The 25,889-nt window shown below is 75.6% G+C and carries 21 protein-coding genes and 1 pseudogene; 11 read left to right on the top strand and 11 right to left on the bottom strand.

The genetic code is table 11. The features are described 5' to 3' along the window. Positions 1–24 precede the first annotated feature (24 nt). A complete protein-coding gene (locus CXR04_RS35910; protein ID WP_442802461.1) occupies positions 25–2,667 on the bottom strand; it encodes a protein kinase domain-containing protein in 2,643 nt (880 codons plus the stop codon). A gap of 266 nt (positions 2,668–2,933) precedes the next feature. Next, positions 2,934–3,488, bottom strand: a pseudogene (locus tag CXR04_RS16355) (MarR family winged helix-turn-helix transcriptional regulator); the annotation flags it as partial. Positions 3,489–3,678: 190 nt separating this feature from the next. Between CXR04_RS16355 and CXR04_RS16350 the strand changes: the two are divergent. Together CXR04_RS16350 and CXR04_RS16345 are read left to right on the top strand one after the other, a co-directional pair. After that, positions 3,679–4,359 (top strand): GntR family transcriptional regulator, encoded by a 681-nt coding sequence (locus CXR04_RS16350; protein ID WP_101423093.1) that lies wholly within the window; start codon positions 3,679–3,681, stop codon positions 4,357–4,359. Between the two features lie 127 nt (positions 4,360–4,486). Then, complete coding sequence (locus CXR04_RS16345; protein ID WP_018839920.1) at positions 4,487–5,137, top strand: hypothetical protein; 651 nt, start codon at positions 4,487–4,489, stop codon at positions 5,135–5,137. On the opposite strand, the gene CXR04_RS16340 is transcribed toward CXR04_RS16345, so the two are convergent. Then, the gene (locus tag CXR04_RS16340; RefSeq protein ID WP_101423091.1) at positions 5,130–6,116 is read right to left on the bottom strand and encodes a M23 family metallopeptidase; all 987 of its coding nucleotides are present in this window, start codon (positions 6,114–6,116) and stop codon (positions 5,130–5,132) included. The genes CXR04_RS16345 and CXR04_RS16340 overlap by 8 nt on opposite strands. A gap of 383 nt (positions 6,117–6,499) precedes the next feature. Next, positions 6,500–7,333, bottom strand: a complete 834-nt coding sequence (locus tag CXR04_RS16335) for an SLATT domain-containing protein (RefSeq protein ID WP_101423089.1) — start codon at positions 7,331–7,333, stop codon at positions 6,500–6,502. A gap of 279 nt (positions 7,334–7,612) precedes the next feature. Here CXR04_RS16335 and purD point away from each other — a divergent pair, with 279 nt between their 5' ends. The 4 genes from purD to CXR04_RS16315 all read left to right on the top strand — a co-directional run bounded on the left by purD (position 7,613) and on the right by CXR04_RS16315 (position 13,448). Next, positions 7,613–8,884 (top strand): phosphoribosylamine--glycine ligase, encoded by a 1,272-nt coding sequence (gene purD, locus CXR04_RS16330; RefSeq protein WP_101423087.1) that lies wholly within the window; start codon positions 7,613–7,615, stop codon positions 8,882–8,884. A gap of 274 nt (positions 8,885–9,158) precedes the next feature. Continuing rightward, entirely contained in the window at positions 9,159–11,174 is a 2,016-nt protein-coding gene (locus CXR04_RS16325; RefSeq protein WP_101423085.1) for a hypothetical protein, read from the top strand. Positions 11,175–11,310: 136 nt separating this feature from the next. Further along, positions 11,311–12,762, top strand: a complete 1,452-nt coding sequence (locus CXR04_RS16320; RefSeq protein WP_101423084.1) for a N,N-dimethylformamidase beta subunit family domain-containing protein — start codon at positions 11,311–11,313, stop codon at positions 12,760–12,762. A 113-nt stretch (positions 12,763–12,875) separates the two neighbouring features. After that, entirely contained in the window at positions 12,876–13,448 is a 573-nt protein-coding gene (locus CXR04_RS16315) for a DUF488 domain-containing protein (RefSeq protein ID WP_101423082.1), read from the top strand. A 22-nt stretch (positions 13,449–13,470) separates the two neighbouring features. Here CXR04_RS16315 and CXR04_RS16310 read toward each other — a convergent pair whose 3' ends face one another. Together CXR04_RS16310 and CXR04_RS16305 are read right to left on the bottom strand one after the other, a co-directional pair. Continuing rightward, on the bottom strand, positions 13,471–14,673 hold the full coding sequence (locus CXR04_RS16310; protein ID WP_101423080.1) for an epoxide hydrolase family protein: 1,203 nt from the start codon (positions 14,671–14,673) through the stop codon (positions 13,471–13,473). A gap of 68 nt (positions 14,674–14,741) precedes the next feature. After that, positions 14,742–15,377 (bottom strand): hypothetical protein, encoded by a 636-nt coding sequence (locus CXR04_RS16305; RefSeq protein ID WP_159072330.1) that lies wholly within the window; start codon positions 15,375–15,377, stop codon positions 14,742–14,744. Between the two features lie 64 nt (positions 15,378–15,441). On the opposite strand from CXR04_RS16305, the gene CXR04_RS16300 reads away from it, so the two are divergent. Further along, positions 15,442–15,936, top strand: a complete 495-nt coding sequence (locus CXR04_RS16300) for a GNAT family N-acetyltransferase (protein WP_101423076.1) — start codon at positions 15,442–15,444, stop codon at positions 15,934–15,936. Here the strand turns inward: CXR04_RS16300 and CXR04_RS16295 are convergent, their stop codons facing one another. Beyond that, the gene (locus tag CXR04_RS16295) at positions 15,937–16,770 is read right to left on the bottom strand and encodes an NmrA family NAD(P)-binding protein (protein WP_234380260.1); all 834 of its coding nucleotides are present in this window, start codon (positions 16,768–16,770) and stop codon (positions 15,937–15,939) included. Between the two features lie 70 nt (positions 16,771–16,840). Between CXR04_RS16295 and CXR04_RS16290 the strand changes: the two genes are divergently transcribed. Then, entirely contained in the window at positions 16,841–17,434 is a 594-nt protein-coding gene (locus CXR04_RS16290) for a TetR/AcrR family transcriptional regulator (RefSeq protein ID WP_101423074.1), read from the top strand. Here CXR04_RS16290 and CXR04_RS16285 read toward each other — a convergent pair whose 3' ends face one another. After that, entirely contained in the window at positions 17,435–20,143 is a 2,709-nt protein-coding gene (locus tag CXR04_RS16285) for an ATP-binding protein (RefSeq protein WP_101423072.1), read from the bottom strand. 100 nt (positions 20,144–20,243) lie between these two features. Here CXR04_RS16285 and CXR04_RS16280 point away from each other — a divergent pair, with 100 nt between their 5' ends. Both CXR04_RS16280 and CXR04_RS16275 read left to right on the top strand, forming a co-directional pair. Further along, positions 20,244–21,347: an alkene reductase gene (locus tag CXR04_RS16280; protein ID WP_101423070.1), complete on the top strand. Its 1,104-nt coding sequence runs from the start codon at positions 20,244–20,246 to the stop codon at positions 21,345–21,347. Positions 21,348–21,423: 76 nt separating this feature from the next. Beyond that, the gene (locus tag CXR04_RS16275) at positions 21,424–22,341 is read left to right on the top strand and encodes a phosphoribosylaminoimidazolesuccinocarboxamide synthase (protein WP_101423068.1); all 918 of its coding nucleotides are present in this window, start codon (positions 21,424–21,426) and stop codon (positions 22,339–22,341) included. A 5-nt stretch (positions 22,342–22,346) separates the two neighbouring features. On the opposite strand, the gene CXR04_RS16270 is transcribed toward CXR04_RS16275, so the two are convergent. The 3 genes from CXR04_RS16270 to CXR04_RS16260 form a co-directional block, all read right to left on the bottom strand. Next, entirely contained in the window at positions 22,347–23,009 is a 663-nt protein-coding gene (locus CXR04_RS16270; RefSeq protein WP_199850473.1) for a TetR/AcrR family transcriptional regulator, read from the bottom strand. A 55-nt stretch (positions 23,010–23,064) separates the two neighbouring features. Further along, on the bottom strand, positions 23,065–23,871 hold the full coding sequence (locus tag CXR04_RS16265) for a sugar phosphate isomerase/epimerase family protein (RefSeq protein ID WP_101426408.1): 807 nt from the start codon (positions 23,869–23,871) through the stop codon (positions 23,065–23,067). Positions 23,872–24,056: 185 nt separating this feature from the next. Then, on the bottom strand, positions 24,057–24,983 hold the full coding sequence (locus tag CXR04_RS16260; RefSeq protein ID WP_199850472.1) for a Ppx/GppA phosphatase family protein: 927 nt from the start codon (positions 24,981–24,983) through the stop codon (positions 24,057–24,059). Between the two features lie 151 nt (positions 24,984–25,134). Between CXR04_RS16260 and CXR04_RS16255 the strand changes: the two genes are divergently transcribed. Continuing rightward, a complete protein-coding gene (locus CXR04_RS16255; protein ID WP_442802460.1) occupies positions 25,135–25,848 on the top strand; it encodes a hypothetical protein in 714 nt (237 codons plus the stop codon). Positions 25,849–25,889 lie beyond the last annotated feature (41 nt).

Here is a 25,889-nt window from a genome sequence, read left to right as displayed (position 1 = left end):
CCCCCTTCCCCCTCGCCGGGGAGCCTATTGTGTCGGGTCGGCAGGCGAGCCGTCCGCCCTTGTGTAATGCCGGGTGCGCTGCTCGCCGCCGAGGAACTGGCGGTCCAGCACGGAGCCGTCGGCGGTCGCCTGCATCGCGGACGGGAAGCCGGGCACGCAGGGGCCGCCGAGCTTGCCGGTGCTCGTCGAGTCGTCGCCGAGGCCGTCGGGGGTCTCGCCGGTGCCGGGGTCGTCCGGTCCCGTGACGGAGGTGATCTCGGACGGGCCGAGCAGCACGCGGTCGTCGCGCTGGTCGACGCCGACGAAGTCGGCCTTCGCCTGGCAGGTGTCGCCGTCGCCGGTACGGGTCGTGAAGTGCACGGCGATCTGCCCCGGCGCGGCCTGCACGACCTTCATCACCTGGGTGCCGGACCCCGCGGGCCGCTGCCAGCTCCCCAGCAGCTCGCGCGGCATGCGGCGGTCGCGGGGCTCGACCTTGGCCAGCTCGGCGGTGCGGCCGTCGTCGGCGCGCCAGAGCAGCTTGCCGTCTTCGTACCTGAGCACGTGCCCGCCGACCGCCGTGCACTCGCCGGCGGGGGCGGCCTCGACGATCTCGGTGTCGAGGTGCAGCCCCTTGTCCGTGGACGTCAGCTCGCCCTTGCTGGTGCACTGCGACTCGCCGCTGAGCACGATGCTGGTGGCGACGACCTCGCCCTTCTCCCCGGGGCGGATCGTGAACTGGCGGTAGGTGCCGGTCGGTTCGCCGTCGCTGAGCTGGGTGCCGAGCCAGGCGCCGAGGTACTCGTCGGGGACATCGGAGCTGCGGGCGGCGGGGGCGCCGTCGTCGCGCTGGGTGGCGAGGGCGACGGGCACGGCGACGCCGGCGGCGACGAGGAGGGCGAGCGCGGCGAGCAGCCGGGCGCGGTGGCGGCGCCGGCGGGGAGGGGCGCCTGCGCCGGGACCGGGGACGGCGGGTGTCGCGGTGCTGCCGGCGGCGGGGTGGGCCGCGGAGCCGTGGGCGGCGGGGGTCTCGTACGGGCGGGTGGAGCTGGGGCCCAGCCGTGGTTCTGTGCGGGAGTTCTCCCCGTCCCCGCCCCTTCCCGAGACCCGGGGTCCCGACCCGGGACCCCGATCCGCGGCCTGCGGCCGCGCGCCGGCCGCACCGCCCGCGGAGCGCTGGACGGTGGCGTCCTCGGAGCCCGCGGCACGGGGCCACGCCCCGGCCGCGGCCGCGCCTCCGGCGGGTGTCGCGTGGCCGCCCGGCTCGTTCGCCGCGCCGGTGCCCGGGCGCTCCGCGCCCGGCGCGGGGCCGCCGGCCCCGTCCGTCGTCCCGGCACCGGGGAATCGCCGCTGCGTGCCGGACTCCCGGTCCGCCGCGGGCCCTTCGGCAGCGGCGTGGCCCGATTCGCCCGCGCCCCTGCCCCGGCGCTCCGCGCCGGGCCCGTGGCCCGCGGCCGGCCCGTAGGCCACCGCGGCGCCCGTCGCGTGGCTGCCGGCTCCGTCCGCCGCCCCGGCACCGGGGACTCGGCGCTGCGCGCCGGAGTCCGGGTCCGCCGCCAGGTGGGGCCACTCGGCCCCCGTGGAGCCGCCGCCCACGCCGTTCTTCTTCTCCGCACCCCGAACTCGGCGCTCCGCGCCGGAGTTCGGGGGCGCGCCCGCCCCGGTGGGGGTTCCGTGGCCCGCCGGTTCGCCCGCGGCCCCGGTGCTCCTCGGTCCGTTGCCGCCCCCCGCCGTGCCCGCCGCAGGCGGCACCGTGCGGAGCGGGCTCGTGTCGCGGTCGCCGGCCGGAGGCGTGTCCGTGTCCAGGAGGCGTACCGCCTGGCGCCCCAGGTCGGCCGTCAGGCCGGCCGGGAGCCACGCCGCCTCCGGGTCCGGCGGGCCCGTCAGCCCGGCGATCGCCTCCGTGTCGTGGCGGTTCCCCGGGAGCTTGGCCAGGCAGCCGGATATGAGGCCGTGCAGCGCCGGGTCCGTCACGCCTTCCAGGTCCGGGTCCTCCTGGACGACGCGGAACATCACCGCGTGCATCCCGGACGAACTCGACCCGAACGGCGCCCGCCCCGTCGCCGCGTACGCCAGCAGCCCGCCCAGGCAGAACACGTCGCTCGCCGCCGACACGTCCTGCCCGATGATCTGCTCGGGGGACATGAAGCTCGGCGACCCGACGACGATGCCGGTGCGCGTGACCGTGCCGTCGGACAGCGAGTCCAGCGCGCGGGCGATGCCGAAGTCGATGACGCGCGGGCCCTCGATGGTGACCAGCACGTTGGACGGCTTGAGGTCGCGGTGCACGAGCCCGGCCGCGTGGACGTCGCGGAGCGCGGAGGCCAGCCCGTACGCGAGGGTGACCAGCGACTCCGGCGGCAGCGGTCCGTACCGCTCGACGACCTCCTGGAGCGTCGGCCCGGCGACGTACCCCGTGGCGACCCACGGCACCGGCGCCTCGGTGTCGGCGTCGAGCACCGGCGCCGTCCACTTGCCGCCGACGCGCGCCGCGGCGCGCACCTCCGTACGGAAGCGGGCGCGGAACTCCTCCTCGGCGGCCAGCTCCGGCTTGACCAGCTTGACGGCCACCGTCCTGCCGCCCGCGGTCCGGCCGAGGTAGACCCGGCCCATGCCACCGGCGCCGAGCCTGCCGAGCAGCCGGTACGCCCCGATCTGTTGCGGATCCTGCGGCGCCAGCGGTTCCACGCTCTCCATTCCCCTACCCCCGTGGTCTACCCGGAGAGCGTAGGCGGTGACCGGGGGTGGGGATGAGGGGGGCCGGGATTGTCGTTGCGGTGCTGTCACACCATCGTCGTGGGGCGGTGATCTCGGCGGGCGGCGGATCAGCGGCGGGTACGAGCCTTGCGGGGCCTCGGCGCCGCGGGGTCCCGGGCCAGGTCAGCGGCCCTTTTCCCGGCGGGGGCGCGGCCCGGCTTCCGGCCCGCGTCCCGATCTGCGTTCCGGCCCGCGTCCCGGCCCGGCGCACCTCCTCTTCCGCCGGCCCCTTCCCCCGCCTCCTCCGCCGCCTCCGCGTCCTCCGCCCGCAGCGCCTCCAGCGCCGCCGACAGCCGCCGCAGCACCGCCAGCGTCTCGCCCAACCGCGCCTCCCCGCCCAGCCGGTGCGCGAGCCGGCCGGCGAACTCCGCGTGCCCCGGCCCCAGCCGCGCCAGCGCCCGCTGCCCCGCGGGGGTGGGGCGGAGCAGCTTGGCGCGGCGGTGCGCAGGGTTCGGTTCGTACGCCGTGAGCCCACCCGCCACCAGGACGTCCGCGATCCGCTGCACGCTCTGCCTGGCCATCCCCAGACTGCGCGCGATGCCGGCGACGGACAGCGGCTCGCGGCGGACCGCGAACAGCACCTGCCAGCGCGCGGCCGTCAGCCCCGCGGGCGCGGCCAACCGGTCGCCGCGCGCGAGGAACTGGCCGCCGAGCCGGAACGACGCCGCCGCGGCGGCGTCGAGGAGCGCCGCGGCGCCGAGGGCCGCCAGGCCGGCCTCGTCCGCCCCGCCGTCGCCGGTGCTCTCGCGCATGGTCCGCCGCCTCCCGCTCTTGGTCGCTTTTCGGCCGGTTACGCGCAGACGGCCAGGTAAACGGTTCTGCAGGCCCGGCGCCCGCGTTCCGCTCACGACAGCATGCTGTCAAAAGGACAGCATGCTGTCGATCACCGTCACCCGGTGCGCTTATCGTGTGGGGGCATCCCCCATCAGGAAGGCCCACCGCATGACCCCCGCAGGCGCCGTGGTCCGGCGCGACACGCTGCGTGCTCAGATCGCCGACGCCCTGCGCGACGAGATCCTGGCCGGCCGGCTCGCGGCCGGGCAGCACATCACGGTCGGCGAGATAGCGGAGCAGTACGGGGTCTCCGCAACCCCCGTACGCGAAGCCCTGGTCGACCTCTCCGCCCAGGGTCTCCTCGACGTCGAGCAGCACCGCGGCTACCGCGTGCACGCCTTCACCCTCGACGACTTCCGCGCCATGGCCGACGCCCGCACCGTCGTCCAGATGGGCGTCTTCCGCGCCAGCCCCCCGCACACCGTCGACCCGAAGCCGGGCGCGCTGGTCGCCATGCGCCGCCGCGGCGAGGAGGCGGAACGGGCCGCGAAGGCCGGGGACCTCGACGTGCTCGTCCACTACGACCTGCGCTTCTGGCGCGAGATCACCAGCCTGATCGGCAACGACTACATCACCGAGTTCCTGGAGCGGGTGCGCATCCACTGCTGGGTGTTCGCCGTGCCGTATCTGCGCGGGGAGAGCGAGGGCTGCGTGCCCGGCACGTTCTGGCAGGGGCACATGCAGCTCGTCGAGGCCATAGAGCGGCGCGACGTGGCCGCCGCCGAGGAGGTCGTTCGGACGTACAACCGGCACTCGCTGGAGCTGATCGAACGGCTCGCGGGCGGCTGACGGCTCGATCCCGGGGCCGGTGGCCGAGACCCGGCGGAGACGGGGCGCGCTACCCGGCCGGGGGGTGCTGCGCGGTCGCCGTCAGCGGCTACGCTGAGCCGAACCGCGCAGTTAAGGAGCGTACCGCTTGGCCTGCGACCTCTGGCTGGTGCCCCTCGTCGACGTCCTGTGCCACAGCCCCGACAACCCCTTCGCCGAGGAGATCGCCGCCTACGACGCCGCGCTGGCGCAGGCGGGGCTGCCGCCGGTGCCCGTGCAGAGCTATATGCCGGGCCTGTCCGGGGACGTCGCCCCGGTCGCCGGCTTCGACTACGACGCGCTGCACTTCCTGCGCCGCGCGTACCTGCTGCAGTTGTGCGGCCTCGAAGTCACCCCGGTCGGCGAGCTGGGCGGGGACTACGAGCAGTTGCTGGAGATGTTCGAGTCCACGGCGCAGCAGTCGCACCTGGTCTGGCACTACGACCACGCGGGGGCGTACGTCCCCGTCGACTTCCCGCATCCGCTGGTGACGGAGGAGCTGCTGGCCGGCGGCGGGCCGCTGGGCTCGGCGCAGGGGCTCGTCCGCGAACTCGTGGCCGTCGCCCCGGCGATCGGCATCGACCCGGACAACCCGCCGCCGGCCCCGGCCCCGCCGCCGGGGCCGACGGAGCTGTCGGAGCCGGCGGCGACGGCGCCGGCGGACGGCGGGGAGTTCGCGCAGGAGCGGCACGTGTGGCTGGGGCTGCACGCGGCGGCGACGCGGAGCCTGGCGCAGGGGTCGATGATCGTCTTCAGTTGACGGCGGGGTCGGCGGCTTCGGGGCGGTCGGCTTCGTGGCCGCCGGCTTCCGGGGTACGGGCCGGGGTGGCGGTGAAGTCCGTGCCGTTCCCCGGCACCCCGACGCCGCGCCAGGTGAACGGCACGCCCGCGGCCCGCCGCGGATCGGGGCCGTCCATGAGCTGGAAGTGCAGGTGCGGTTCGCTGGAGTTGCCGGAGTTGCCGCACTCCGCGAGTTGCTGCCCGGCCCGCACGGTGTCCCCTTCGCGAACGGTCGCCGAGCCGCGGCGCAGATGCGCGAAGAGGGCGTACGAACCGTCCTCCAGCTCCAGCACGACGTGGTTGCCGACGATCGCCCCGATGCCGGCACCGGCGGCGACCGAGCGGACCATCTGCTCGACGACCATCAGGTACGCCAGGCCGAGGACGGTGTTGCGGGCGCGGTGGTCGCGGTGCGCGGAGCCGGCGACGGTGACGACGCGGCCGGCGGCGGGGGCGAGGACGGGGGCGCCGAAGGCGGGGAAGTCCCGGTTGGCGGGGAACGGCGGCCACCAGCGCAGCGCGGGGGCGGAGGCGCCCTTCCGGGCGCCGTCGGGGGTGTCTTCGGAGTCGTCCTCCGGGGCGTCTTCGGGGGTGCGGATGATGTCGATGGCGTAGGTCTGGGCGAGGAAGTGGGTGCCGTGGCTGGGCACCTTGTCCGCGGGGCTGTTGAACGCGCGCCACCGGCCGGCGACGGGGGTGTGCAGGTCGACGGCACCGGGGAGCGCCCCGTCGGCGCCGGGTGTCTCCTTCGCGCCGCGCCGCCGCAGGGCCCGTACGGCACCGAGGGCCACCCGCACGGCGATCTCCGCCATGGCGGTACCCCAGAGGACCAGGGCGGCCCACAGCACCACCCGCCCGGCGCCGCCGGCCTCGACGCCGCTGAGCGCCGTGCCCACCAGCGCGACGATGGCCACCACCTGCGCACCCCGCACCACCCCGACGACCCGTGCCCACCTCATGCGTAACCCCCACTCGTCCCTTGCCACCTACCCCTGACCACTGTGCCCGACCGGCGCTCGGGGGGCGGGGGAGGGTGTCGGCTTACGCGGTGATCCCGCGGGGCGGGGGCGGCGGTGAGGAGGCGCGGTGCGGTCGGCTGGGGCTGGGGAGGTGTCGGCTCGCGCCGCGGGCTCGCAGGGCGAGGGCGGGGAAGCGCGCTGCCTCGCGTGTGGTCTCGGCGGGGCGGTGGCTCGCCTCGTCCGTCTGCCGCATGCGCCCGCGGGGATGCGGCCCCGCGGCGCTCGCCCGGGGGCGGCGGGGGCGCGGGCGCGTCGTCTGGATCCGCGTGCGCCTGCGGCGCCGCGTCCTGCGTGTACGTCCCCCCGCCTCCCACGCCTCCCGGCTAACGCCCCGGGGGTTCCGGGGGGCGTTGGCGGGGCATGGTGGGGCGTAGGCCGGCCGGGGGGAGGGGCGCGCGGGCCTGGGGCTGGGTCTCGGGGCAGCGGGCCCACGCCAGCGACTGCGTCGCCAGCGCCGCCCGGCCGCCGCCGAACGCCACCATCCAGTCCGCCGTCTCGGCCCGCACCAGCTCCGTCACGTCCTCCGTGAAGCGCCGCAGCACCACCAGGCACCGCTCCGCCGCCTCGCCCGCCGTGCCCTCCGTCGGGCCCAGCACCTCCCGTACCGACTCCGACGCCCAGTCGAACTGCAGCGCCTCCAGCCGCCGCTGCACCGCCTGCGCCGTCGCCACGTCGCGCATCCAGCCCGCCGTCACCCCGAAGAACCGGTCCGCCGCCAGGCACGCCAGCGCCGCGAACAGGGCCACGAACGCCCAGCCGGCGAACCGGTCCGGCACCGTCTCCGTCAGGTCCAGCACCGGCAGCGCGGCGCCCGCCGCCGCGCACACCGCCGCCGAGGCCCGCAGCGCGCGCGCCGCGCGGCGCTTGACGCGGCGGGCGGCCAGGTACGACTCCGCGGTGTGCAGCGCGCCCTCCTCCGCCCACAGGTACAGCTCGTCCAGCCGCTTGGCCGGGTCGCCCCAGTCGCCGAGCGGGAACGGCCGGGCCAGCAGCTCACCGGGCCGCGCCACGGAGCCGGGGCCGCCCACGCCGCCGCCCGCGCCGCGGTCCCCTCGCCCCGCCCTGCTCCTGCGGCCGAAGAGGCCGCGCCCGCCGCGGCCTTCGTGGGTGGCGCCGGTCGCGGTGCCGGTCGTCCGGGTCTCCTCCGAGTGGTTCATTACGGGACTCCTTGCTCGACTTGCTCGTCGCTCGAACTCGCCTGCTTCTGCCGGTTTCCGACTTGACTTCTGGGTTCTCTGGGCTCTGTGTGACGGGCGTGACGTGTGATGACTGGGCAATCGGATGGTGCGCCCGCGGCGGCCTTCCTACCGCCGAACGAGGGGACACGAGCCGAAAATGGCGTTATTTACCCTCGTAAGGAGTGGTTGATCGGGTATGGGGGCGAAAGTGCCGTCACCCGGACCGGTGGCCCGGGAGCCGACCGTTAGGCTGACCCCGTGAAGGTCCTCGTCATCGGCGGCGGCGCCCGCGAACACGCCCTGTGCCGCGCCCTCTCCCTCGACCCCGGCGTCCGCGAACTGCACTGCGCCCCCGGCAACGCCGGCATCGCCGCCGTCGCCCGGCTGCACGCCGTCGACGTGCTCGACGGCCCCGCCGTCGCCGGGCTCGCCGCCGGCCTCGGCGCGGACCTCGTCGTCGTCGGCCCGGAGGCGCCCCTCGTCGCCGGTGTCGCCGACGCCGTACGGGCGCGCGGCATCGACTGCTTCGGACCGGGTGCGGAGGCGGCCCGGCTGGAGGGGTCGAAGGCGTTCGCGAAGGACGTGATGGCCGAGGCCGACGTGCCCACCGCCCGCGCCTACGTCTGCACCACCCCCGAGGAGGCCGATACGGCGCTCGACGCCTTCGGCCCCCCGTACGTCGTCAAGGACGACGGGCTCGCGGCAGGCAAGGGCGTCGTGGTCACCGAGGACCTGGAGGCGGCACGCGCGCACGCGCGCGCCTGCACCGCCGCCGGGCAGGTCGTGATCGAGGAGTTCCTCGACGGCCCCGAGGTGTCGCTCTTCGCGGTCACGGACGGCGAGAGCGTCGTACCGCTGTCCCCCGCACAGGACTTCAAGCGCGCGTACGACGGCGACGCCGGCCCGAACACCGGCGGCATGGGCGCGTACACGCCGCTGCCGTGGGCCGACCCGAAGCTCGTCGACGAGGTCGTCGAGACCGTGCTCCAGCCGACCGTCGACGAGATGCGCCGCCGCGGCACCCCCTTCGCCGGGCTGCTGTACGCGGGTCTGGCGCTCACCTCGCGCGGCGTACGGGTCGTGGAGTTCAACGCCCGCTTCGGCGACCCCGAGACCCAGGCCGTCCTCGCCCGGCTGCGCACCCCGCTCGCCGGGCTGCTCCAGGCCGCCGCGCAGGGCCGGCTCGCCGCCTTCCCGCCGCTGGTGTGGAGCGACGACGCGGCCGTCACCGTCGTCCTCGCCGCCCGGGACTACCCGGCGAAGCCGCGTACGGGCGACGTCATCACCGGACTGGACGCGGTCGAGGCCGAGGACGCCCCGGATGCGTACGTCCTGCACGCCGGTACCAAGCTCGATGACTCCGGCCACATCGTCAGCGCGGGCGGCCGGGTGCTGTGCGTCACCGCCGTGGGCGCGGACCTCGCCGCCGCCCGCGACCGCGCCTACGAGGCGATTCGTCGGATCGGTCTCGACGGTGCGCACTACCGCGGGGACATCGCCGCGCGCGCTGCGGAGGCCGCCGCCGACTGAAATTTCACGGCGTCCTGACCTTTGCCCAAGGCCATACCATCGGGTGACCGGGAGGCGGTCCTGCTGACGCGGCCGCGCCCCCCAACTATGGTGCACCTGCCCGACGTACCGGCCGTCCGGTCGGCTTCGTCCGGGCAGTGGGGGCCTGATCAGGCCAACTGGCCTACCGGCATTGCACTGGCCGTGGCCGGTGCGACAGTGGTGGAGTACGGCCGTTTCGCCTCGTTACGGCCGTTGCCCTACCCGTCGGCGGTTGAGGGGGTGAGGTACGGACGTGTCCACAGCGACCGGTACGGAGGCGGGTGCGCAAGCCGCCCGCTCCCGGGCTCTCGCCGTCCTGCGCGTACGGGGGGCGGCCCTCGGGGTCGTCCTGCTGCCGGGGGCGGCGGCAGTCCTGCTGCTGGCCGGCTCGGCCATAGGGCGTGTCGACGGAGTGCTCGCGGCGCTGCGCTGGCCCGTCGTCGGGCTCGCCGTCCTGGCGCCCGTCCTGGCGGCCGCCGTCGCGCGGTCCATCTCGCGCGCGGAGCCCGCGGCCACGCTCACCGTCCCGGTGCCGCGCCGGGCCGCCCCCGACCTCTACCGCCTCGTCGGCGACCTCGCCGAGCGCCTCGGCGTGCCGGTGCCGGCGGCGGTGGCGCTCACCCCGGACTGCGACAGTTGGCTGGAGGACCCGGGTCCCACCCCGACGGGCGTGCGGAGCTGGCTGCGGCGCCTCGGCGGCCGGGTGGCCCGGGCGCTGCGCCCCCGCGGGCCCGGCGGCTCCGGTTCCGTCCCCGTCCCCGGTTCGCGTACGGCCCCGGGCGTGCCGGGTGCGTACGGCGCGGGCGGCGCCGCGGTGTTCGGCTCCGGCGACGGGCAGGGCGCGCCGCGCGGCCCCGCCGCCGAGAGCCACGCCGCCGCGGCGGCGGCCAGGCGGCAGGCGTCGGCGGAGGCGTCGTACGCGCCGAACTGGCGCGAGGTCGTCGAGCGCGCCACCGCGGACCCGGAGGGCCCGGTGCTCGTCATCGGCTCGCCGTTCCTGTGGTGGATGCGCGTCGGCGAACTGCGCGCGGTCCTCGCCCCGGTCGTCGCGGGAACGGCGGCCTCGGCCCAGCCCGACATCGCCGCGGCGCGCCGCTTCGTACGGGCCCTGGACGCGGCGGCGGCGCTGCCGTCCCGAGCGCCGGGGAGCGTTGAGGGCCCCGGACCGTACGAAGCCGGCCCGGGACCGTACGAAGCCGGCCCGGGACCGTACGAGACGGCCCCCGGCGCGCCCCTCGGCGGGCCTGATCCGTACGCCGCCGGCCCCCACCCGGCCCCCGGCCCCGCCCGCCTGGGCCCCCGCGCCCGCGCGGCCCGGCTCTGGCGGCGGTTCACCGGCGGCATCGCGCGGCTGCTGCTGCGCGCCTGCGGCGAGCACCCCGTCGAGATGGAGCGCGCCGTCGCCGCCGCCGCGGCCGAGCGGGCCCAGGCCGTGGACTACGGGCTGCGGATCGTCGCGCAGGAGCAGGTCGGGCTCGCCTACGCGGGCTGGGACCGGCTGCTGACCCGGGTCGCGCTGCCCGCCTGGCGCATGGGCCGCTGGCCCTCCCGGCTCAACGCGGGCGTCGTCTCCGCCCTCACCGAGCTGTCCCGCCGCGACCGCCTCGCCGAGGGCTTCGCCACCCGGCTGGGCGAGCGCCCCGCCTGCGACCTGCTGGAGGAGCCCGGCATGGTGGACGAGGCGGCGTCGCTGCTGGCCGCGGAGCTGTTCAGCGGGCCCGGCGGCGCGGCGGTCGGCGCCGTGGTCGGCGGGGAGCCGGCGGCCGGGTTCGCGGGGGTGAGCTGGGACCAGTACCCCGACGAGGTCGTGGACCGCAAGTGGCGGCTGGAGGCCGCCCGGCTGCACGCCGTGCTCGACCGGCTCGAAGACTGCCCGGAGCCCGCGGGCCGCCCCGACCGCGGCACGCTCGCCCGCGTCGTGGACCGGCTCACCGCGGGCCCGGAGGAGGCCGACCGGATCGGCGCCGCCCTCGCCCGGGTGCAGCAGGAGAACGCACCGGCCGGCGGCGCGCCGCCGCTGATCCCGCCCCGTACCGGCCGCGAACTCCTCGTGGACCACGTCCTCGCGATGGTCTGCTGTGCGGCCGTCGACACCGCGGGCGCCGCCCCGGGACTCGACTGGCTCGACGGCCCCGTGCTGCGCACCCGCCGCGGCGGCAGCCCGGCGGCGGCGGTCCGCACGCTGGTCGAGACCCGCGACGACACCCAGTTGCGCTCCTGGCTGACAGCCGCGGGGGTACGGGCCGAGAAGCCGGTTCTCCTGGTCTGACCTGACGGTTTCCGGAACCGTCACCCTCGCACGGGCGTCATGTCGAACGAATGTCGGCGTTCCGTGAAGACCTGTTCGCGTTATGTGATGTCCTGGACTCGCCGACCCACGCGGGGGCGAGGGAGGGGATCGGCCCGTGGTTCACGACAGCATCCGGCGATGGGAGTCCGGGGCGCTCGCGCACGCCGTCTCCGATCCGTTCGCGGCGGGGCCGCTGCCGTGGCTGCACGCCGGGGAGGAGTCCTTCGAGGACGGCCGCCTCGTCCCCTGGTACGTCGACGCCGCCACCACCGGCGACGGCGGGGTCCATCTCGCGAACGACGTACTCCAGCAGATCAAGGGATTCGCCGCGCCCTCCTGCGCCGAGCCCGGCGAATCGGTCGACTTCCGCATCTCCGTCGACCCGCCGCAGGAGTTCGCCGTCGACATCTACCGCATCGGCCACTACGCGGGCGACGGCGCCGCGAAGGTGACGAGCAGCCCGCGGCTCGCCGGCATCGTGCAGCCGGTGCCGCTGGCCGCCGGGCGGACGGTCTCCTGCCACCACTGGTGGCTGTCCTGGCGGCTGCAGATCCCGTCGTACTTCTCCCCCGGCGCGTACGTCGCCGTGCTCACCACCGCCGACGGCCACCGCTCGCACGCGCCGTTCACCGTCCGCTCCACCGAGCCCGCCGACCTGCTCCTGCTGCTGCCGGACGTGACGTGGCAGGCGTACAACCTCTACCCGGAGGACGGCCGTACGGGCGCCAGCCTCTACCACGCCTGGGACGACGAGGGCTGCCTCCTCGGCGAGCCGGAGGCGGCCACCACGGTCTCCTTCGACCGGCCCTACGCCGGCGCCGGGCTGCCGCTGCACGCCGGCCACGCCTACGACTTCATCCGCTGGGCCGAGCGCTACGGCTACGACCTCGCGTACGCGGACGCCCGCGACCTGCACGCCGGCCGGATCGACCCGACGCGCTACCGCGGCATCGTCTTCCCCGGCCACGACGAGTACTGGTCGGTGCCGATGCGCCGGGCCGCGGAGAAGGCCAGGGAGGCGGGCACGTCGCTGGTGTTCCTCTCCGCCAACACCATGTACTGGCAGGTCGGCCTCGCCCCCTCCGCGGCCGGCGAGCCCGACCGGCTGCTGCACTGCACCAAGCGCCAGGGCCCGGGCCGCCCGGCGCTCTGGCGCGAACAGGGCGCGCCGGAGCAGGAGTTGCTGGGCGTGCAGTACGTGGGCCGGGTGCCGGAGCCGCGCCCCCTGGTCGTACGGAACGCCGACCACTGGCTGTGGGAGGCGACCGGCGCCCTGGAGGGCGACGAACTGCCGGGCCTGGTCGCGGGCGAGGCGGACCGCTACTTCCCGCGCGCCCCGCTGCCGAAGCACACCGGGCGCAAGCTGCTGGCCCACTCGCCGTACCCGGACTCGCGCGGCATGCGGCGGTATCAGGAGACGTCGCTGTACGAGACGCCGGCGGGCGGGCTGGTCTTCGCGGCGGGCACGTTCGCGTGGTCGCCGGCGCTGGACCGTCCCGACCACGTGAACAGCGTGATCCAGCGGGCGACGGCGAACCTGCTGGACCGGATCTGCAAACGGGACTGACCGGCGCCTCGCCGCGCGGCGGGCCGCCGGTTGCTGAAGACTGAGGCCATGCGGAAGCTCTCCCCCGAAGCGGTCGAGGACACGGCGGTGCCGCGCGCGGCCCCCGCCGGTACGTGACGGACGGCTACGGGGACGGCGGACCCGGCGGCGACGGCGGGCCCGCGCCGCTGCTGACGGTCGGCCACGGTACCGCGGACCGCGACCGGCTCGCCGCCCTGCTGCACGGCGCGGACGTCCGGTCGGTGGTCGACGTGCGCACCGCCCCCGGCAGCCGCCGCAACCCGGACGTGGCCCGCGACGCCCTGGCGCGGTGGCTGCCCGATACGGACATCGCGTACCGCTGGGAGCCGCGCCTCGGCGGCTTCCGCAGGGCGGCGCCCGGCTCCCCGGACACGTACTGGGAGAACGCCTCCTTCCGCGGCTACGCCGGCTACACCCGCGACCCGCGCTTCACCGCGGCGCTGACCGGCCTCCTGCACGAGGCGGCGACGGCACGGACGGCGGTGATGTGCGCCGAGCACCTCTGGTGGCGCTGCCACCGCCGCCTCATCGCCGACGCCGCGGTCCTGGCCCACGGCACCCCGGTCCTGCACCTGTCCCACGACGGCCGGCTGACGCCCCACCGGGTCACGCCGGGGGCGCGGCTGCGGGAGGACGGCCTGCTGGTGTACGACGGGGCCGCCTGACGGGCGGACGCGCAGCGGCGCGTCAGGGGGTGCTTGCGTCGCGCAGGCCGCGGAAGAAGGCGCGGATGTCGCCGGTGAGGAGATCCGGCTGCTCCATCGCGGCGAAGTGGCCGCCGCGGTCGAACTCGGTCCAGCGGACGATGTTGTCGGTACGTTCCGCCCGGTGCCGCAGGACGACGAAGTTCTCCCGCGGGAAGGCGGCGAACGCGGTGGGGGCGGCCGAGCGCTCCGGCGGCTGCCCCCGGTAGGCGGCGTGGGCGCGCTCGTAGTAGATGCGGGCGGAGGATCCGGCGGTGCCGGTCAGCCAGTAGAGCATCACGTTGGTCAGGAGGTGGTCGCGGTCGACGGCGTCCTCGGGCCGGTCGGCCGAGTCCGTCCACTCCTTGAACTTCTCCGCGATCCAGGCGAGCTGGCCGACGGGCGAGTCGGTGAGCGCGTAGGCGAGGGTCTGCGGACGAGTGGACTGGAGGTCGGCGTAGCCCTGCTGCTCGCGGCTCCACGCCTGGAACCGCGCCCAGGAGGCGAGGGTGCGTGCGCGCTCCGCGGGGCTGAGGGCGGCGAGTTCGTCCGCGGCCGGCTCGGCGGTCGCCCCGGCCCCGGGGATGAGGTTCAGGTGCACCCCGATGACCTGGTCGCCGCAGAGCCGCCCCAGCTCGCGCGAGACCGCCGCCCCCCAGTCACCGCCCTGCGCCCCGTACCGCCCGTACCCCAGCCGCCGCATCAACTCCCCGAACGCCGCCGCCACCCGCCGGTGCTCCCAGCCCTTCTCCCGCGTGGGCCCGGAGAACCCGAACCCGGGGATGCCCGGCAGCACCAGGTGGAAGGCGTCCGCGGGATCGGCACCGTGCGCCCGGGGATCGGAGAGCGGCCCGGCGATCCGCTCGAACTCGACGATGGAGCCCGGCCAGCCGTGCGTGATGACGAGCGGCGTGGCGTCGGGTTCCGGCGAGCGGATGTGCGCGAAATGGACGTCCGCGCCATCGATGGTGGTCATGAACTGCGGCCAGAGGTTCAGCCGGGCCTCCGCGGCCCGCCAGTCGTACGCGTGCCGCCAGTAGCGCACCAGTTCCCGCAGATACTCCCGCGGTACGCCGTACTCCCACCCGGCTCCCGGCAACTCGTCGGGCCACCGCGTCCGGTCGAGCCGGTACCGCAGATCGTCGAGGTCGCTCTCCGGCACGGAGATCCGGAACGGCCGTACACGCTCACCCGCACTCGCACCCATGACCTCGGAGCCTAGGCGCCCACCACCGCCTCCGCCTCGCCGTTTCCCACCGGCGGGGGACCGCGGGACTACTCCTCGAACCACACCGCCAGGCGGACGTTCCCGTCGCCGTGGACACCGGTGAGCGCGCGCATGACGGTCCACACCGGGTGCCACAAGCCGTCGGCGGGTACGGCGTCGCGACGCCGTGCGCGTTCGACCCGGAAGACCAGGGTGCCGGCGTCCCATTCCGTGCCCTCGGCCCACAGCTCGGCGACGCGGTCCGGATCGGCGGCCAGGGTGTCGACGCCGCTGGCCCGCGCGAACCCGCGGCTCCAGTCGTCCCGGTGCAGCAGCTCCAGCCCACCGTCCGGCAGCCGCCGGTACCGGGCGACGGTGGTCGCCCGGGGGATCGCCGGCTCGTCCCAGTCGATGGCGAGGACTTCGTGCCAGCCCAGCCAGGTGGCGCCGAACGCGGCCTCTCCCCACGACGCGTGCTTCGCGCGGACCGCCTCCGATACGTCACCGGGCAGCCCCCGGCCGGAACTGACCGGCCGCCAGTGGCCGCTGAGGTCCCGGACGCCGAACAGGCAGGCGAAAGCCTCGTAGTCCCTGGTCACGCCCAGCATGGACAGCTCGATGGCCGGATACCACGCCGTCTCGTCGACGGCGAGGCCAGGACCCCACGTGCGGCACTCCACGAATCCCCGGATGTCCGTCCCCACGTCCCCGATTGTGCCGCCCCCCCCGAGGGGCGCCGCGCGGAATTCGTACGCGAGACTGGGCCCCATGGAGATCAGAACGGGCGTACGGGGCGATGCCGAGCAGATCGCGGCGCTGCACGCGGAGAGCTGGCGCACCGCGTACGCGGGGATCATGCCCGGCGACTTCCTGAGCGGCCCCCTGGACGACGACCGGCTGGCCGTCTGGCGCGGCCGGCTCGACGGGCCGCCGCCCGGCGCGGGGCTGTTCGTGGCCGTGGCCGGCGCCGAACTGCTCGGGTTCGCGTATCTCCTCCCGCGCCCCGACGGCCGTCTCCTCCTGGACAACCTGCACGCCAGGCCCGGCCGCACCGGCGGCGGCATCGGGAGCCGGCTGCTGCGGCACGCCCGCGCGTGGGCCGCCGCCGCGCACCCCGGGCGGACCGTCTACCTGGAGGTGCTGCGCGGCAACACGCGCGCGGTCTCCTTCTACGAGCGCCACGGCGCCGTCCGTACCGACGAACGGATCTGCGTGTTCGAGCAGGGCTTCGAGCTGCCCGAGCTGGAGTACTCCTTCACGTAGTCACAGGGATTGCGCGGCCAGGAACTCGTCGAAGCCGCGGGGCGCGCGGCCGGTCAGGGTCCGTACCGCCGTCGTCACCTCGGAGACGCCGCCCGACGCCATGTCCGCGTAGAGCCACAGGAGATCGTCCACGAACCAGCCGGGCAGCCCCCGGGCGCGCAGCTCCGCGCCCGCCTCCGCGGGTGACTGGTCGTGGAACGGGACGCCCAGCTTCGCGGCGATCTCCTCGTGCGTCAGCGCCTCGGGTCCGGTGAGGTCGTAGGCCAGGCCCTCGCCGTCCGGTCCCGTCAGCAGGACGGCCGCGCAGGCGGCGATGTCGTACGCGTCGATGTACGCGACCCGCCCCTGCCCGTACGGGCCCGAGACCGCCCGCTCGGCGGTGAAGCCGCCCTCGCCGGTGAAGAAGTTCTGCATGTAGCCGGTGGGCCGCAGCAGCGACCACGGGACGCCGGAGGACTTCAGGTGCTGCTCGATCTCCCAGTGCGCCCGCACCGACAGCTTCGCCTCCGGCGTCGGCCGCCAGGCCGACACCTTCACGATCCGCGACACCCCCGCGGCCCGCGCCGCGTCGACGGCCGCGGTCTGCTGCCGCACCATCGGCTGCCGTCCGGCCACCGGGAGCGCGCCGCCGCTGTTCAGCAGGAGGCGGTCGGCGCCGTCGAGGGCGGGCGCGAGGGAGGCGGGGCGGTCGAGGTCGCCGACGGCGAAGTCGCACCCCAGGGCGCGGCCCTTGGCCTCGTCCCGCACCAGCGCCCGGAAGGGGGTGCCCGTCTCGCCGAGCATCCGGATCAGGCGCCGGCCGATGGTGCCGGTGGCGCCCATGACGAGGATCATCCGCTCCTCCAAGTAACCTGAGGTGGTCTCAAGAAAAATCTACCACGCTTATTCGAGGACCCCTCAAGTTATGTCGGACACCGCCCGCGCGCACCCGCCCCGCCCCCGCCGCCAACGCGCCGACGCCCAGCGCAACCGCCTGCGGCTGCTCGCCGAAGCGGACAAGGCGTTCCAGGAGCAGGGCACGGAAGCCTCGCTGGAGAAGATCGCCCGTAGCGCAGGCGTCGCCATCGGCACCCTCTACGCCCACTTCCCCAACCGCCGCGCCCTGCTCAGCGCCCTGCTGCGCGACCGCCACGACGCCCTCTTCGCCCTCGGCGACGACCTCCTGGCCGCCACCCCGCCCCCGCCGGCCTTCGACCAGCTCACCCGCTGGATGCGCGCCGTGGCCGAACACGGCGCCGGCTACAGCGGGCTCGCGGAGGAACTCCTCGGCAGCCACGAGGACAAGGGCTCCGAACTCCACGCCGCCTGCGCACGCCTCTCCGCCGCCGGCAGCACCCTCACCGCCCGCGCCCACGCCGCCGGGGCCATCCGCCCCGGTATCACCCCTGACGACGTCTTCGCGCTTATCAGCGCCGCGTCCTGGCTCCGCACCCGCACCCGCGACGACGCCCAGGCCGAGCGCCTCCTGACCGTGCTCTTCGCGGGCCTGCGGCCGTGACTACGGCTCCGGGGAGGCGGGCGGGGCCAGGGCGGCGGGGAGTTCGCGGCGGGAGGTGACGCCGAGCTTCGGGTACGCCTTGTAGAGGTGGTACTCCACCGTGCGGGGGGAGAGGAAGAGCCGCGCGGCGATCTCGCGGCTGCTGGTGCCCTCCGCCGCCAGCCGGACGACCTGGAGCTCCTGCGGGGTCAGGCGGTCCGCCGGGTCCTGAGCGGTGGCGCGGGCCGTGGCCTGGGCCTCGCCCGCCGCGCGGAGTTCGGCGCGGACGCGGTCGGACCAGGGGGCGGCGGCGAGGCCGTCGAAGAGCCGGAGCGCGGTGCGGAGGTGGGTACGGGCCTCCGTGCGGCGGCGCTCGCGGCGCAGGTGCTCGCCGAACAGCAGCTCCGTGCGGGCCCGTTCGAAGGGGCGGCCGACGGCTTCCGTGTGCAGGCGTACGGCCTCCGCGTACGCGGCCTCCGCCTTCGCGGCCCCGCCCGCGTCCGCGGCCACCAGCAGCGCCTCGTTGCGCAGCGCCACCGCCCGCGCCCACGGCTGCCCGCTCGCCGCCGCCCACGCCGCGAAGCGGCGGGCCGGCGGCAGCGCCCGGTCCCGGGCGCCCAGGCGGACCGCCGCCTCCACCTCGTCCGCCGTCGCGAACAGCAGCGCCGCGCTGTACCGCGCCGCCCCCGCGCGGGCCTCCGCCAGCCGCTTCAGCACGTCCTCGTAGCGGCCGCGGCCCAGGTCGAGGAGGGCGAGGGCGGTGACGCCGTAGTTGCCGCCCGCGTTCATGCCGGGGGTCACGAGGGTCCGTACGCGCTCCTCGTCGCCCGCGATCGCCGGGATGCGCGCCAGCAGGTTGTGCAGCCGGCCGATGCGCATCGCCAGCCCGGTGTCGCGGGCGATCGCGGCGGCCTCGGTCACCGTGCGCGCCGCCTCGCGGTGGTCGCCAGCGTAGAGCTGCTGGCGGGCCAGCACGTGCAGCAGGTACGGCAGCCGGCCGATGATGCCGTCGCCGCGGGCGAAGTCGATCTCCTCGGTGATCACGGGCAGTTGGACGTCGTCGGGGAGCAGCGAGGCGGAGGAGATCGCCTGGAGGCGGGTCGCGCTGCCGACGGCGGCCTCGTCGAGCAGGTCGGCGACCGGCGGCAGCCCGCGCGCGAAGTCGTCCGCAGCCATGTGCGCGAGCCCGCGCACGGCGCGGTCCGCGCGCCGGGCGTCGGCGCCGGGCGCGTCCCCGTACCCCTCCAGCAGGTCCGCCGCCCGGTGCAGCGCCGCGACGTCCCCACCGAACCACGCGTACGTCGCCGCCGCCCGCAGCATCTCCCGCCCGTACGCGCGCGAGTCCGCGGCGTGCGAGATCAGCAGCGCCCCGGCCTCCGGCGCGGCGTCCTTCTCGAAGAGCCAGAAGGAGCGCACGTACGCCAGCTCCGCGCGCCGGTCCGTGTCCGCCGTCTGCTTGTACGCCTCCTCCGCCAGCTCCGCCGCCTGCTCCGCGTGCCCCGCCTGCTGTGCCGCCCACGCCGCCGCCGTCAGCCGCCGCACCCGCGGAGCCGCGTCCGGGGTGAGGCGGGCGGCCTCCGCGTACGTGTCCGCCGCCGCGGCCGGGCCGCCACGGGCCAGCGCCCGCTTCGCACAGTCGGCCAACTCGGCGGCGACCTCCTCGTCGGGCCCCGTCGCGGCCGACGCCAGGTGCCGGGCGCGGCAGTCCGGATCGCCGGAGGTGGTGGCCAGCGCCTCGTGCACGGCGACGCGGCGGGCGTGCGGGGCGGAGGTGTAGGCGGCGGTACGGATCAGGGGGTGCCGGAACTCGACGAACCCCCCGACCACGGCGACGAGTCCCTGCTGCTCCGCCGCCGCCAGGTCCGCGAGCTCCACCTCCAGCCGCTCGGCTGCGGCGACCAGGTACCGCAGAGTGCTGCGGGAGTCGGCGGCGGCGATGAGGAGCATCAGCCGGGTCCGCTCCGGCAGTGCCAGCACCCGGCCGCGGTACGCCGCCAGTACCCGGTCGGCGGCCGGCAGCGGCTGCCCGGCGGCCTGCGGGCGGCCGGCGGCCGCCGGTCCCGAGGCGCCGAACTCGCGCAGTGCGAGCGGGTTCCCGAGGGACTCGCGCAGCACCCGGTCCCGTACCGCCGCGGGCACGTCGAGCCCCGCCAGCAGCGCCAGCGCGTCGTCGCGGCCGAGCCGGGAGAGCGCCGACTGCGGCAGCCCGGCGGCGGGGAAGCCGGCGTCGTCGCGGGCGGCGAAGAGCAGCGCGACGCGCTCCACGCCCAGCCGGCGGGCGGCGAACAGCAGTGCGTCCGCGGACGGTTCGTCGATCCACTGCGCGTCGTCCACCAGGCACAGCACCGGTTCGCCGTCGCCCACCTCGGCGAGCAGCGACAGCACCGCGAGCCCGACGAGGAACCGGTCGGGCCCCTCGGCCGCACCGGTGCCGACCGCGGCGGCCAGCGCGTCCGCCTGCGGCTGCGGCAGCGTGCCGGCGCGGTCGAGCACCGGCCGCAGCAACTGGTGCAGCGCCGCGAACGCGAGCCCCCGCTCGGCCTCCCAGCCCACCGCACGCAGCACGGTGAAGCCGCGCCGCCGCGCCTCGCCCTCGGCGTACGCGAGCAGCGACGACTTGCCGATCCCGGCCTCGCCGCGCAGCACGAGGCTCTGCCCGCGGCCGTCCGCGGCGGCGCCGAGCAGCGCGTCGAGCGCGGCCAGTTCCTTCTGACGCCCGTACAAAGTCATCCAGTCACACCTACGTGGCGGGTCGGCGGCAGGGTCACGTATCCGAGTACCGAAGCGCTACGGATCCGGCGGGCATTCCCCCGTACCTAGCGTCGAAGACATGACGAACGAGATCTTCACCCCCGTACGGATCGGCCGCCTCGACCTCCCGCACCGGCTGGCGATGGCCCCGATGACCCGCTCCCGGGCCTCCGCGGACGGCGGCGTGGTGTCCGGGCTGACGGCCGACTACTACGAGCAGCGGGCCGGCGCCGCGCTGATCGTCACCGAGGGCACCCAGCCCCGCGTGCGCGGCCAGGGCTACATCCAGACGCCCGGCATCCACACCGCCGCCCAGGTCGCCGCCTGGCGGAAGGTGACCGACCGGGTGCACGCCGCCGGGGGCCGGATCTTCCTCCAGCTCCTGCACGCCGGCCGCATCGGCCACCCCTACCTCTATCCGGACGGCGAGCTTCCGGAAGCGCCGTCGGCGGTGGCGTCCGGCGAGTCGCTGTTCACCAACGACCAGGGGCTGCTGCCGCACCCCGTGCCGCGCGAGCTGACCGTGGACGACATCGGCGAGATCGTCCGGGACTTCGCGGCCGGCGCACGCAACGCGATCGAGGCGGGCTTCGACGGCGTGGAACTGCACGGCGCCAACGGGTACCTCATCCACCAGTTCCTCGCCGACGGCGCCAACCGCCGCACCGACGCCTACGGCGGCCCGGCGGAGAACCGCATCCGCTTCGCGGTCGAGTCGGTACGGGCGGTCGGCGAGGCGATCGGTGCGGACCGCACCGCACTGCGCATCTCGCCCGGCAACAACGCCAACGGCGTCACCGAGAGCGACGCGGCCGAGGTGTACGCGGCGCTGGTCGCGGCGCTGGCCCCGTATCCGCTGGCCTATCTGCACGTCCTGGAGGCCACTCCGGAGCTGCGCGGGGTGACCGAGCAGGTACGCCGCGGCTGGGCGGGCCCGCTGATGCTGAACTCGATGCACCACGGCGGCGGCGACCCGGTCGAGGACGCCGAGCAACTGCTCGCCGCGGGCACGGCGGACATCGTGGCCCTCGGCGCGCGCTGGCTGGCCAACCCCGACCTGCTCGCGCGGGCACGGGCCGGGGGGCCGTACAACGAGGCCGACGAGGCGACGTACTACGGCGGCGACCACCGCGGCTACACCGACTACCCGGCGCTCGCGCCGCTGGCGCCCTCGGCGGGCTGAGTACCGCCTGGCCGGGGAGCCGCCGCGCCGATGCGAGACAATTCGGTTGTCGCATCGGCAAACCCCGGAGGATTCCGTGACCGGTTTCGTGGAGAAGCCCCAGCCCGTCGAAGTCCCCGGCCTCGTCCATCTGCACACCGGCAAGGTCCGCGACCTGTACGAGGACGCCGAGGGCCGCCTGGTGATGGTCGCCAGCGACCGGATCTCCGCGTACGACTGGGTGCTCCCCACCGAGATCCCCGACAAGGGCCGGATCCTGACCCGGCTGTCGACGTGGTGGTTCGAGCGGATCGCCGGGATCGTGCCGCACCACGTGCTCTCCACCGAGCCGCCCGAGGGCGCCCCCGCCGACTGGGCGGGGCGCGCCCTGGTGTGCCGGCGGCTGCGGATGGTGCCGGTGGAGTGCGTGGCCCGCGGCTATCTGGCGGGCTCGGGGCTCGTGGAGTACGCGGCCTCCGGTGCGGTCTGCGGCGTCGAGCTGCCGCCGGGCCTGACCGACGCCTCGGCGCTGCCCGCGCCCGTCTTCACCCCGGCGACCAAGGCGGAGGTGGGGGAGCACGACGAGAACGTCACGTACGACGAGGTGGTCCGCCGCGTCGGCCCGCTGGTCGCGGCGGAGCTGCGCCGGGTGACGCTGGAGGTGTACGGGCGCGGGCGGGACCTCGCGCGCGGGCGGGGGCTGATCCTGGCGGACACGAAGTTCGAGTTCGGCTACACCGGCGACGCGATCGGCGAGGGCGAGCTGGTCCTCGGCGACGAGGTGCTGACGCCGGACTCCTCGCGGTACTGGGCCATCGACGGCTGGCGCCCGGGCCGGCCGCAGCCGTCCTTCGACAAGCAGTACGTACGCGACTGGCTGACGTCCGGCGCGTCCGGCTGGGACCGGCACGGCGAGGCGCCGCCGCCGGAGCTGCCCGCGGAGGTGGTGGAGCGTACGCGGGAGAAGTACGTGGAGGCGTACGAGCGGCTGACGGGGGAGCGCTGGGACGGCTGAGCCCGTCAGCTTCCCGGCGCCGGTGCGGGCGGCGAGGGCGGCGCGTCCATCAGGTGGTACTGCACGATCGGCGAGAGCCGGCGGATCAGCTCCTCGGGTTCCGCCGAGGCCATCGGTTCGAGCCGGATGATGTAGCGCAGCATCGCCGTCCCGACGAGCTGCGCCACCGCCAGCTCCGCGCGCATCTCGGCGTCGGGCTGCGGCAGCGACGGGGTGATGCGGCGCAGCAGGTTGCGCGTGACGATGCTGCGGAAGATGGCGGCCGCGGTCTCGTTGCTGACGGCGGAGCGGATGACGGCGAGTAAAGGCTCGCGCGAGAGCCGGTTCTCCCAGACGCGGAAGAAGTAGCGGGTCATGCGCTCGCCCGCACCCTCCACCGGGCCGTCGACGACGATGTCCGGTATCGCCATCGCGGGCGCGAAGGTGATCTCCAGCGCCGCTTCGAAGACCCGCTCCTTGGTGCCGAAGTAGTGGTGGACCAGCGCCGGGTCGACGCCCGCGGACTTGGCGATGCCGCGGATGGACGTCTTCTCGAAGCCGCGCGCGGCGAACTCGGAACGGGCCTGCGCCAGTATCCGGTCCCGGGTGCCTGGCCCGTCCTCGGCGGCGCCCCGGCGGGGGCGGCCCCGGCCGCGTTTCGGAGGGTCGGCGGCGTTCTCCGGCGTCACGAGGCGGCACCTTCCCCGGGCAGCACGAATGTCCCGGGCGCCACCACGAAGCCCCTCACGACGACGCGCCGCGCGGGACCGGCGCCGCGAGGTTGAACCGGCTGAACGCCAGCGACTCCGCGAGGTCCGACTCGCGCTCCGCCGCCGACATCGCCCGCCGGGTGTTGATCTCCACCACGACCTGCCCGCCGAACCCGCGCGCCGCCAGCCGCTCCAGCATCTCGGCACACGGCTGGTTGCCCCGCCCGGGCACCAGGTGCTCGTCCTTGCCGGACCCCGAGCCGTCGGCCAGGTGCACGTGGCACAGCCGGTCGCCCATGCGGTCGGCCATCTCCAGCGCGTCGTTGCGGGCGGTGGCGGTGTGCGAGAGGTCCAGGGTGTGGTGCCGGTAGTCCTCGTTCGTGACGTCCCAGTCGGGCGCGTACGCGAGCATCTCCTTCTCGCGGTACCGCCACGGGTACATGTTCTCCACCGCGAACTGCACCGCCGTCTCGTCGGCCATGCGCCAGATGCCGCGGACGAACTCGCGCGCGTACCCACGCTGCCAGCGGAACGGCGGGTGCACCACGACGGTCTCCGCGCCGAGCCGCTCGGCGGCCGACTGCGCGCGCCGCAGCTTCTCCCACGGGTCCCGCGACCAGACGCGCTGCGTGATCAGCAGGCACGGCGCGTGGATGGCGAGGACGGGCACGCCGTGGTGGTCGGAGAGGCGGCGCAGCGCCTCGATGTCCTGGCTGACGGGATCCGTCCAGACCATGACCTCCACGCCGTCGTACCCGAGGCGGGCGGCGGTCTCGAAGGCGGTGGCGGTGGACTCGGGGTAGACGGACGCGGTGGACAGGGTCACCCGCGCGTCGGGCACCGCGACCCCGCGCTCCGCGCTCCGCGGCTCGGCCTCGCCGCCGACGCCGTCCCCGGTCGCGACGCCGGCCGCGCCGGGCCCGTCCGACGCGCCGGTCTCCCCGGCTTCACCGTGCTCGTCGGTCCGGTAACGGGATGCTCCTGCCACGGAGACAGGGTACGCGGCCTCATCCGCGCCCCGCCCCGTCACGGCAACTGGTCCAGCCGCTTGAGGATGACCCCCTCGCGCAGCGCCCACGGGCAGATCTCCACCGTGTCCACCCCGAACAGGTCCATCGCCCCCTCCGCCACCAGCGCACCCGCGAGCAACTGCCGCGCCCTGCCCTCCGACACCCCCGGCAGTTCCGCCCGCTCCCCGGCGGGCATCGCCGCCAGCCGCGGCACCCACTCCTCCAGCGCCTTCGCCGACAGCGCCCGGTGCGTGTACAGCCCCTCCGCGGACCGGGCCGCGCCGGCGATCCGTGCGAGCTGCTTGTACGTCTTGGACGTCGCCACCACGTGATCCGGCTCACCGAGCCGGCTGAACTCGCTGACGACCCGGGCAATCTGCGCGCGCACGTACCGCCGCAGCGCCCGTACGTCGTCGGGGTCGGGCGGGTCCCCCGGCAGCCAGCCCGTGGTCAGCCGGCCGGCCCCGAGCGGCAGCGACACCGCCTTGTCGGGGTCCTCGTCGATCCCGTACGCGATCTCCAGCGACCCGCCGCCGATGTCCAGGACCAGCAGCTTCCCGGCCGACCAGCCGAACCAGCGGCGCGCGGCCAGGAACGTCAGCCGCGCCTCCTCCTCGCCGGTGAGCACGGTGAGCTTCACCCCGGTCTCGTCGGCGACGCGCGCGAGCACGGATTCGGCGTTGGCCGCCTCGCGGACCGCGGAGGTGGCGAACGGGAGCACGTCTTCTGCGCCCTTGTCCTCCGAAACCTGGAGGGCCTCGTGAATCGTGGCGATCAGCCGCTCGACGCCGTCGTCGGCGATGGCGCCCTCCTCGTCGAGGAGTTCCGCGAGCCGCAGTTCCGCCTTGTGCGAGTAGGCGGGCAGCGGCCGGGCACCGGGGTGCGCATCCACCACCAGCAGGTGCACCGTGTTCGAGCCCACATCCAGAACGCCGAGTCGCATAACGGGAAACGCTAGCGCCTTGCCGCGCGGCCGTACGCTGGGTCCCGTGAGCAAGAGGAAGAAACAGGGCAAAACGCAAGCCGGTTCGGGCGTCGTACGCGAGAATGCCGCGCGGTCGGAGGAGGTCGGGCTCGACTTCGCCCGTGCCTGGGTGGAGTTTCCGGACCCCGCGGACGACGACCAGGTCTTCCGCTGCGACCTGACGTGGCTGACGTCCCGCTGGTCGTGCATCTTCGGCCGCGGCTGCCACGGCATCGACGCCGCGGGCCCCGACGACGGCTGCTGCACGCTGGGCGCGCACTTCTCCGACAAGGACGACGAGAAACGGGTCGCAGGACATGTGCGCCGGCTCACACCGGAGCTGTGGCAGCACCACGCCGAGGGCCGGGGCCCGGACGGCTGGACCGAGACCGACGAGGACGGCGAGCGCAAGACCCGCCGCGTGGACGGCGCCTGCGTCTTCCACAACCGCGCCGGCTTCCCGGGCGGCACGGGCTGCGCCCTGCACCTGCTGGCGCTCCGCGAGGGCCGCGAGCCGCTGGAGACCAAGCCGGACGTCTGCTGGCAGTTGCCGGTCCGCCGCTCCTACGAGTGGATCACGCGCCCGGACGACACCAAGGTCCTGATGGTCTCGATCGGCGAATACGACCGCCGCGGCTGGGGCCCGGGTGGCCACGACCTCCACTGGTGGTGCACCTCGGCCCCGTCGGCCCACGGCGGGGGGCAGGCGGTGTACGAGTCGTACCGCCCCGAGCTGGTGGAGCTGATGGGCGAGAAGGGCTACGCCCGCCTCGCGGAACTCTGCAAGGAACGCCTGGCCGCAGCCCGGCATGCCCCCCTCCCGGCCCCACACCCGGCGGACTGAGGGCCCGTACGGGGCGGGACGGCCGGGGCGCCGGGCCGAGA

The organism is Streptomyces sp. CMB-StM0423 (genome assembly GCF_002847285.1).
In the GTDB taxonomy this organism is placed as follows: domain Bacteria; phylum Actinomycetota; class Actinomycetes; order Streptomycetales; family Streptomycetaceae; genus Streptomyces.
Note: the sequence above shows the minus strand (reverse complement) of the source record. Positions and strands in the feature narration are given on the sequence as shown.

Bases quoted from the DNA above. Each gene is read 5' to 3' on its own strand.
- CXR04_RS16350 (WP_101423093.1), top strand. From the start codon at position 3,679: ATGACCCCCGCAGGCGCCGTGGTCCGGCGCGACACGCTGCGTGCTCAG.
- CXR04_RS16340 (WP_101423091.1), bottom strand. From the start codon at position 6,116: ATGAGGTGGGCACGGGTCGTCGGGGTGGTGCGGGGTGCGCAGGTGGTG.
- CXR04_RS16335 (WP_101423089.1), bottom strand. From the start codon at position 7,333: ATGAACCACTCGGAGGAGACCCGGACGACCGGCACCGCGACCGGCGCC.
- CXR04_RS16310 (WP_101423080.1), bottom strand. From the start codon at position 14,673: ATGGGTGCGAGTGCGGGTGAGCGTGTACGGCCGTTCCGGATCTCCGTG.
- CXR04_RS16300 (WP_101423076.1), top strand. From the start codon at position 15,442: ATGGAGATCAGAACGGGCGTACGGGGCGATGCCGAGCAGATCGCGGCG.
- CXR04_RS16295 (WP_234380260.1), bottom strand. From the start codon at position 16,770: ATGATCCTCGTCATGGGCGCCACCGGCACCATCGGCCGGCGCCTGATC.
- CXR04_RS16290 (WP_101423074.1), top strand. From the start codon at position 16,841: ATGTCGGACACCGCCCGCGCGCACCCGCCCCGCCCCCGCCGCCAACGC.
- CXR04_RS16285 (WP_101423072.1), bottom strand. From the start codon at position 20,143: ATGACTTTGTACGGGCGTCAGAAGGAACTGGCCGCGCTCGACGCGCTG.
- CXR04_RS16280 (WP_101423070.1), top strand. From the start codon at position 20,244: ATGACGAACGAGATCTTCACCCCCGTACGGATCGGCCGCCTCGACCTC.
- CXR04_RS16260 (WP_199850472.1), bottom strand. From the start codon at position 24,983: ATGCGACTCGGCGTTCTGGATGTGGGCTCGAACACGGTGCACCTGCTG.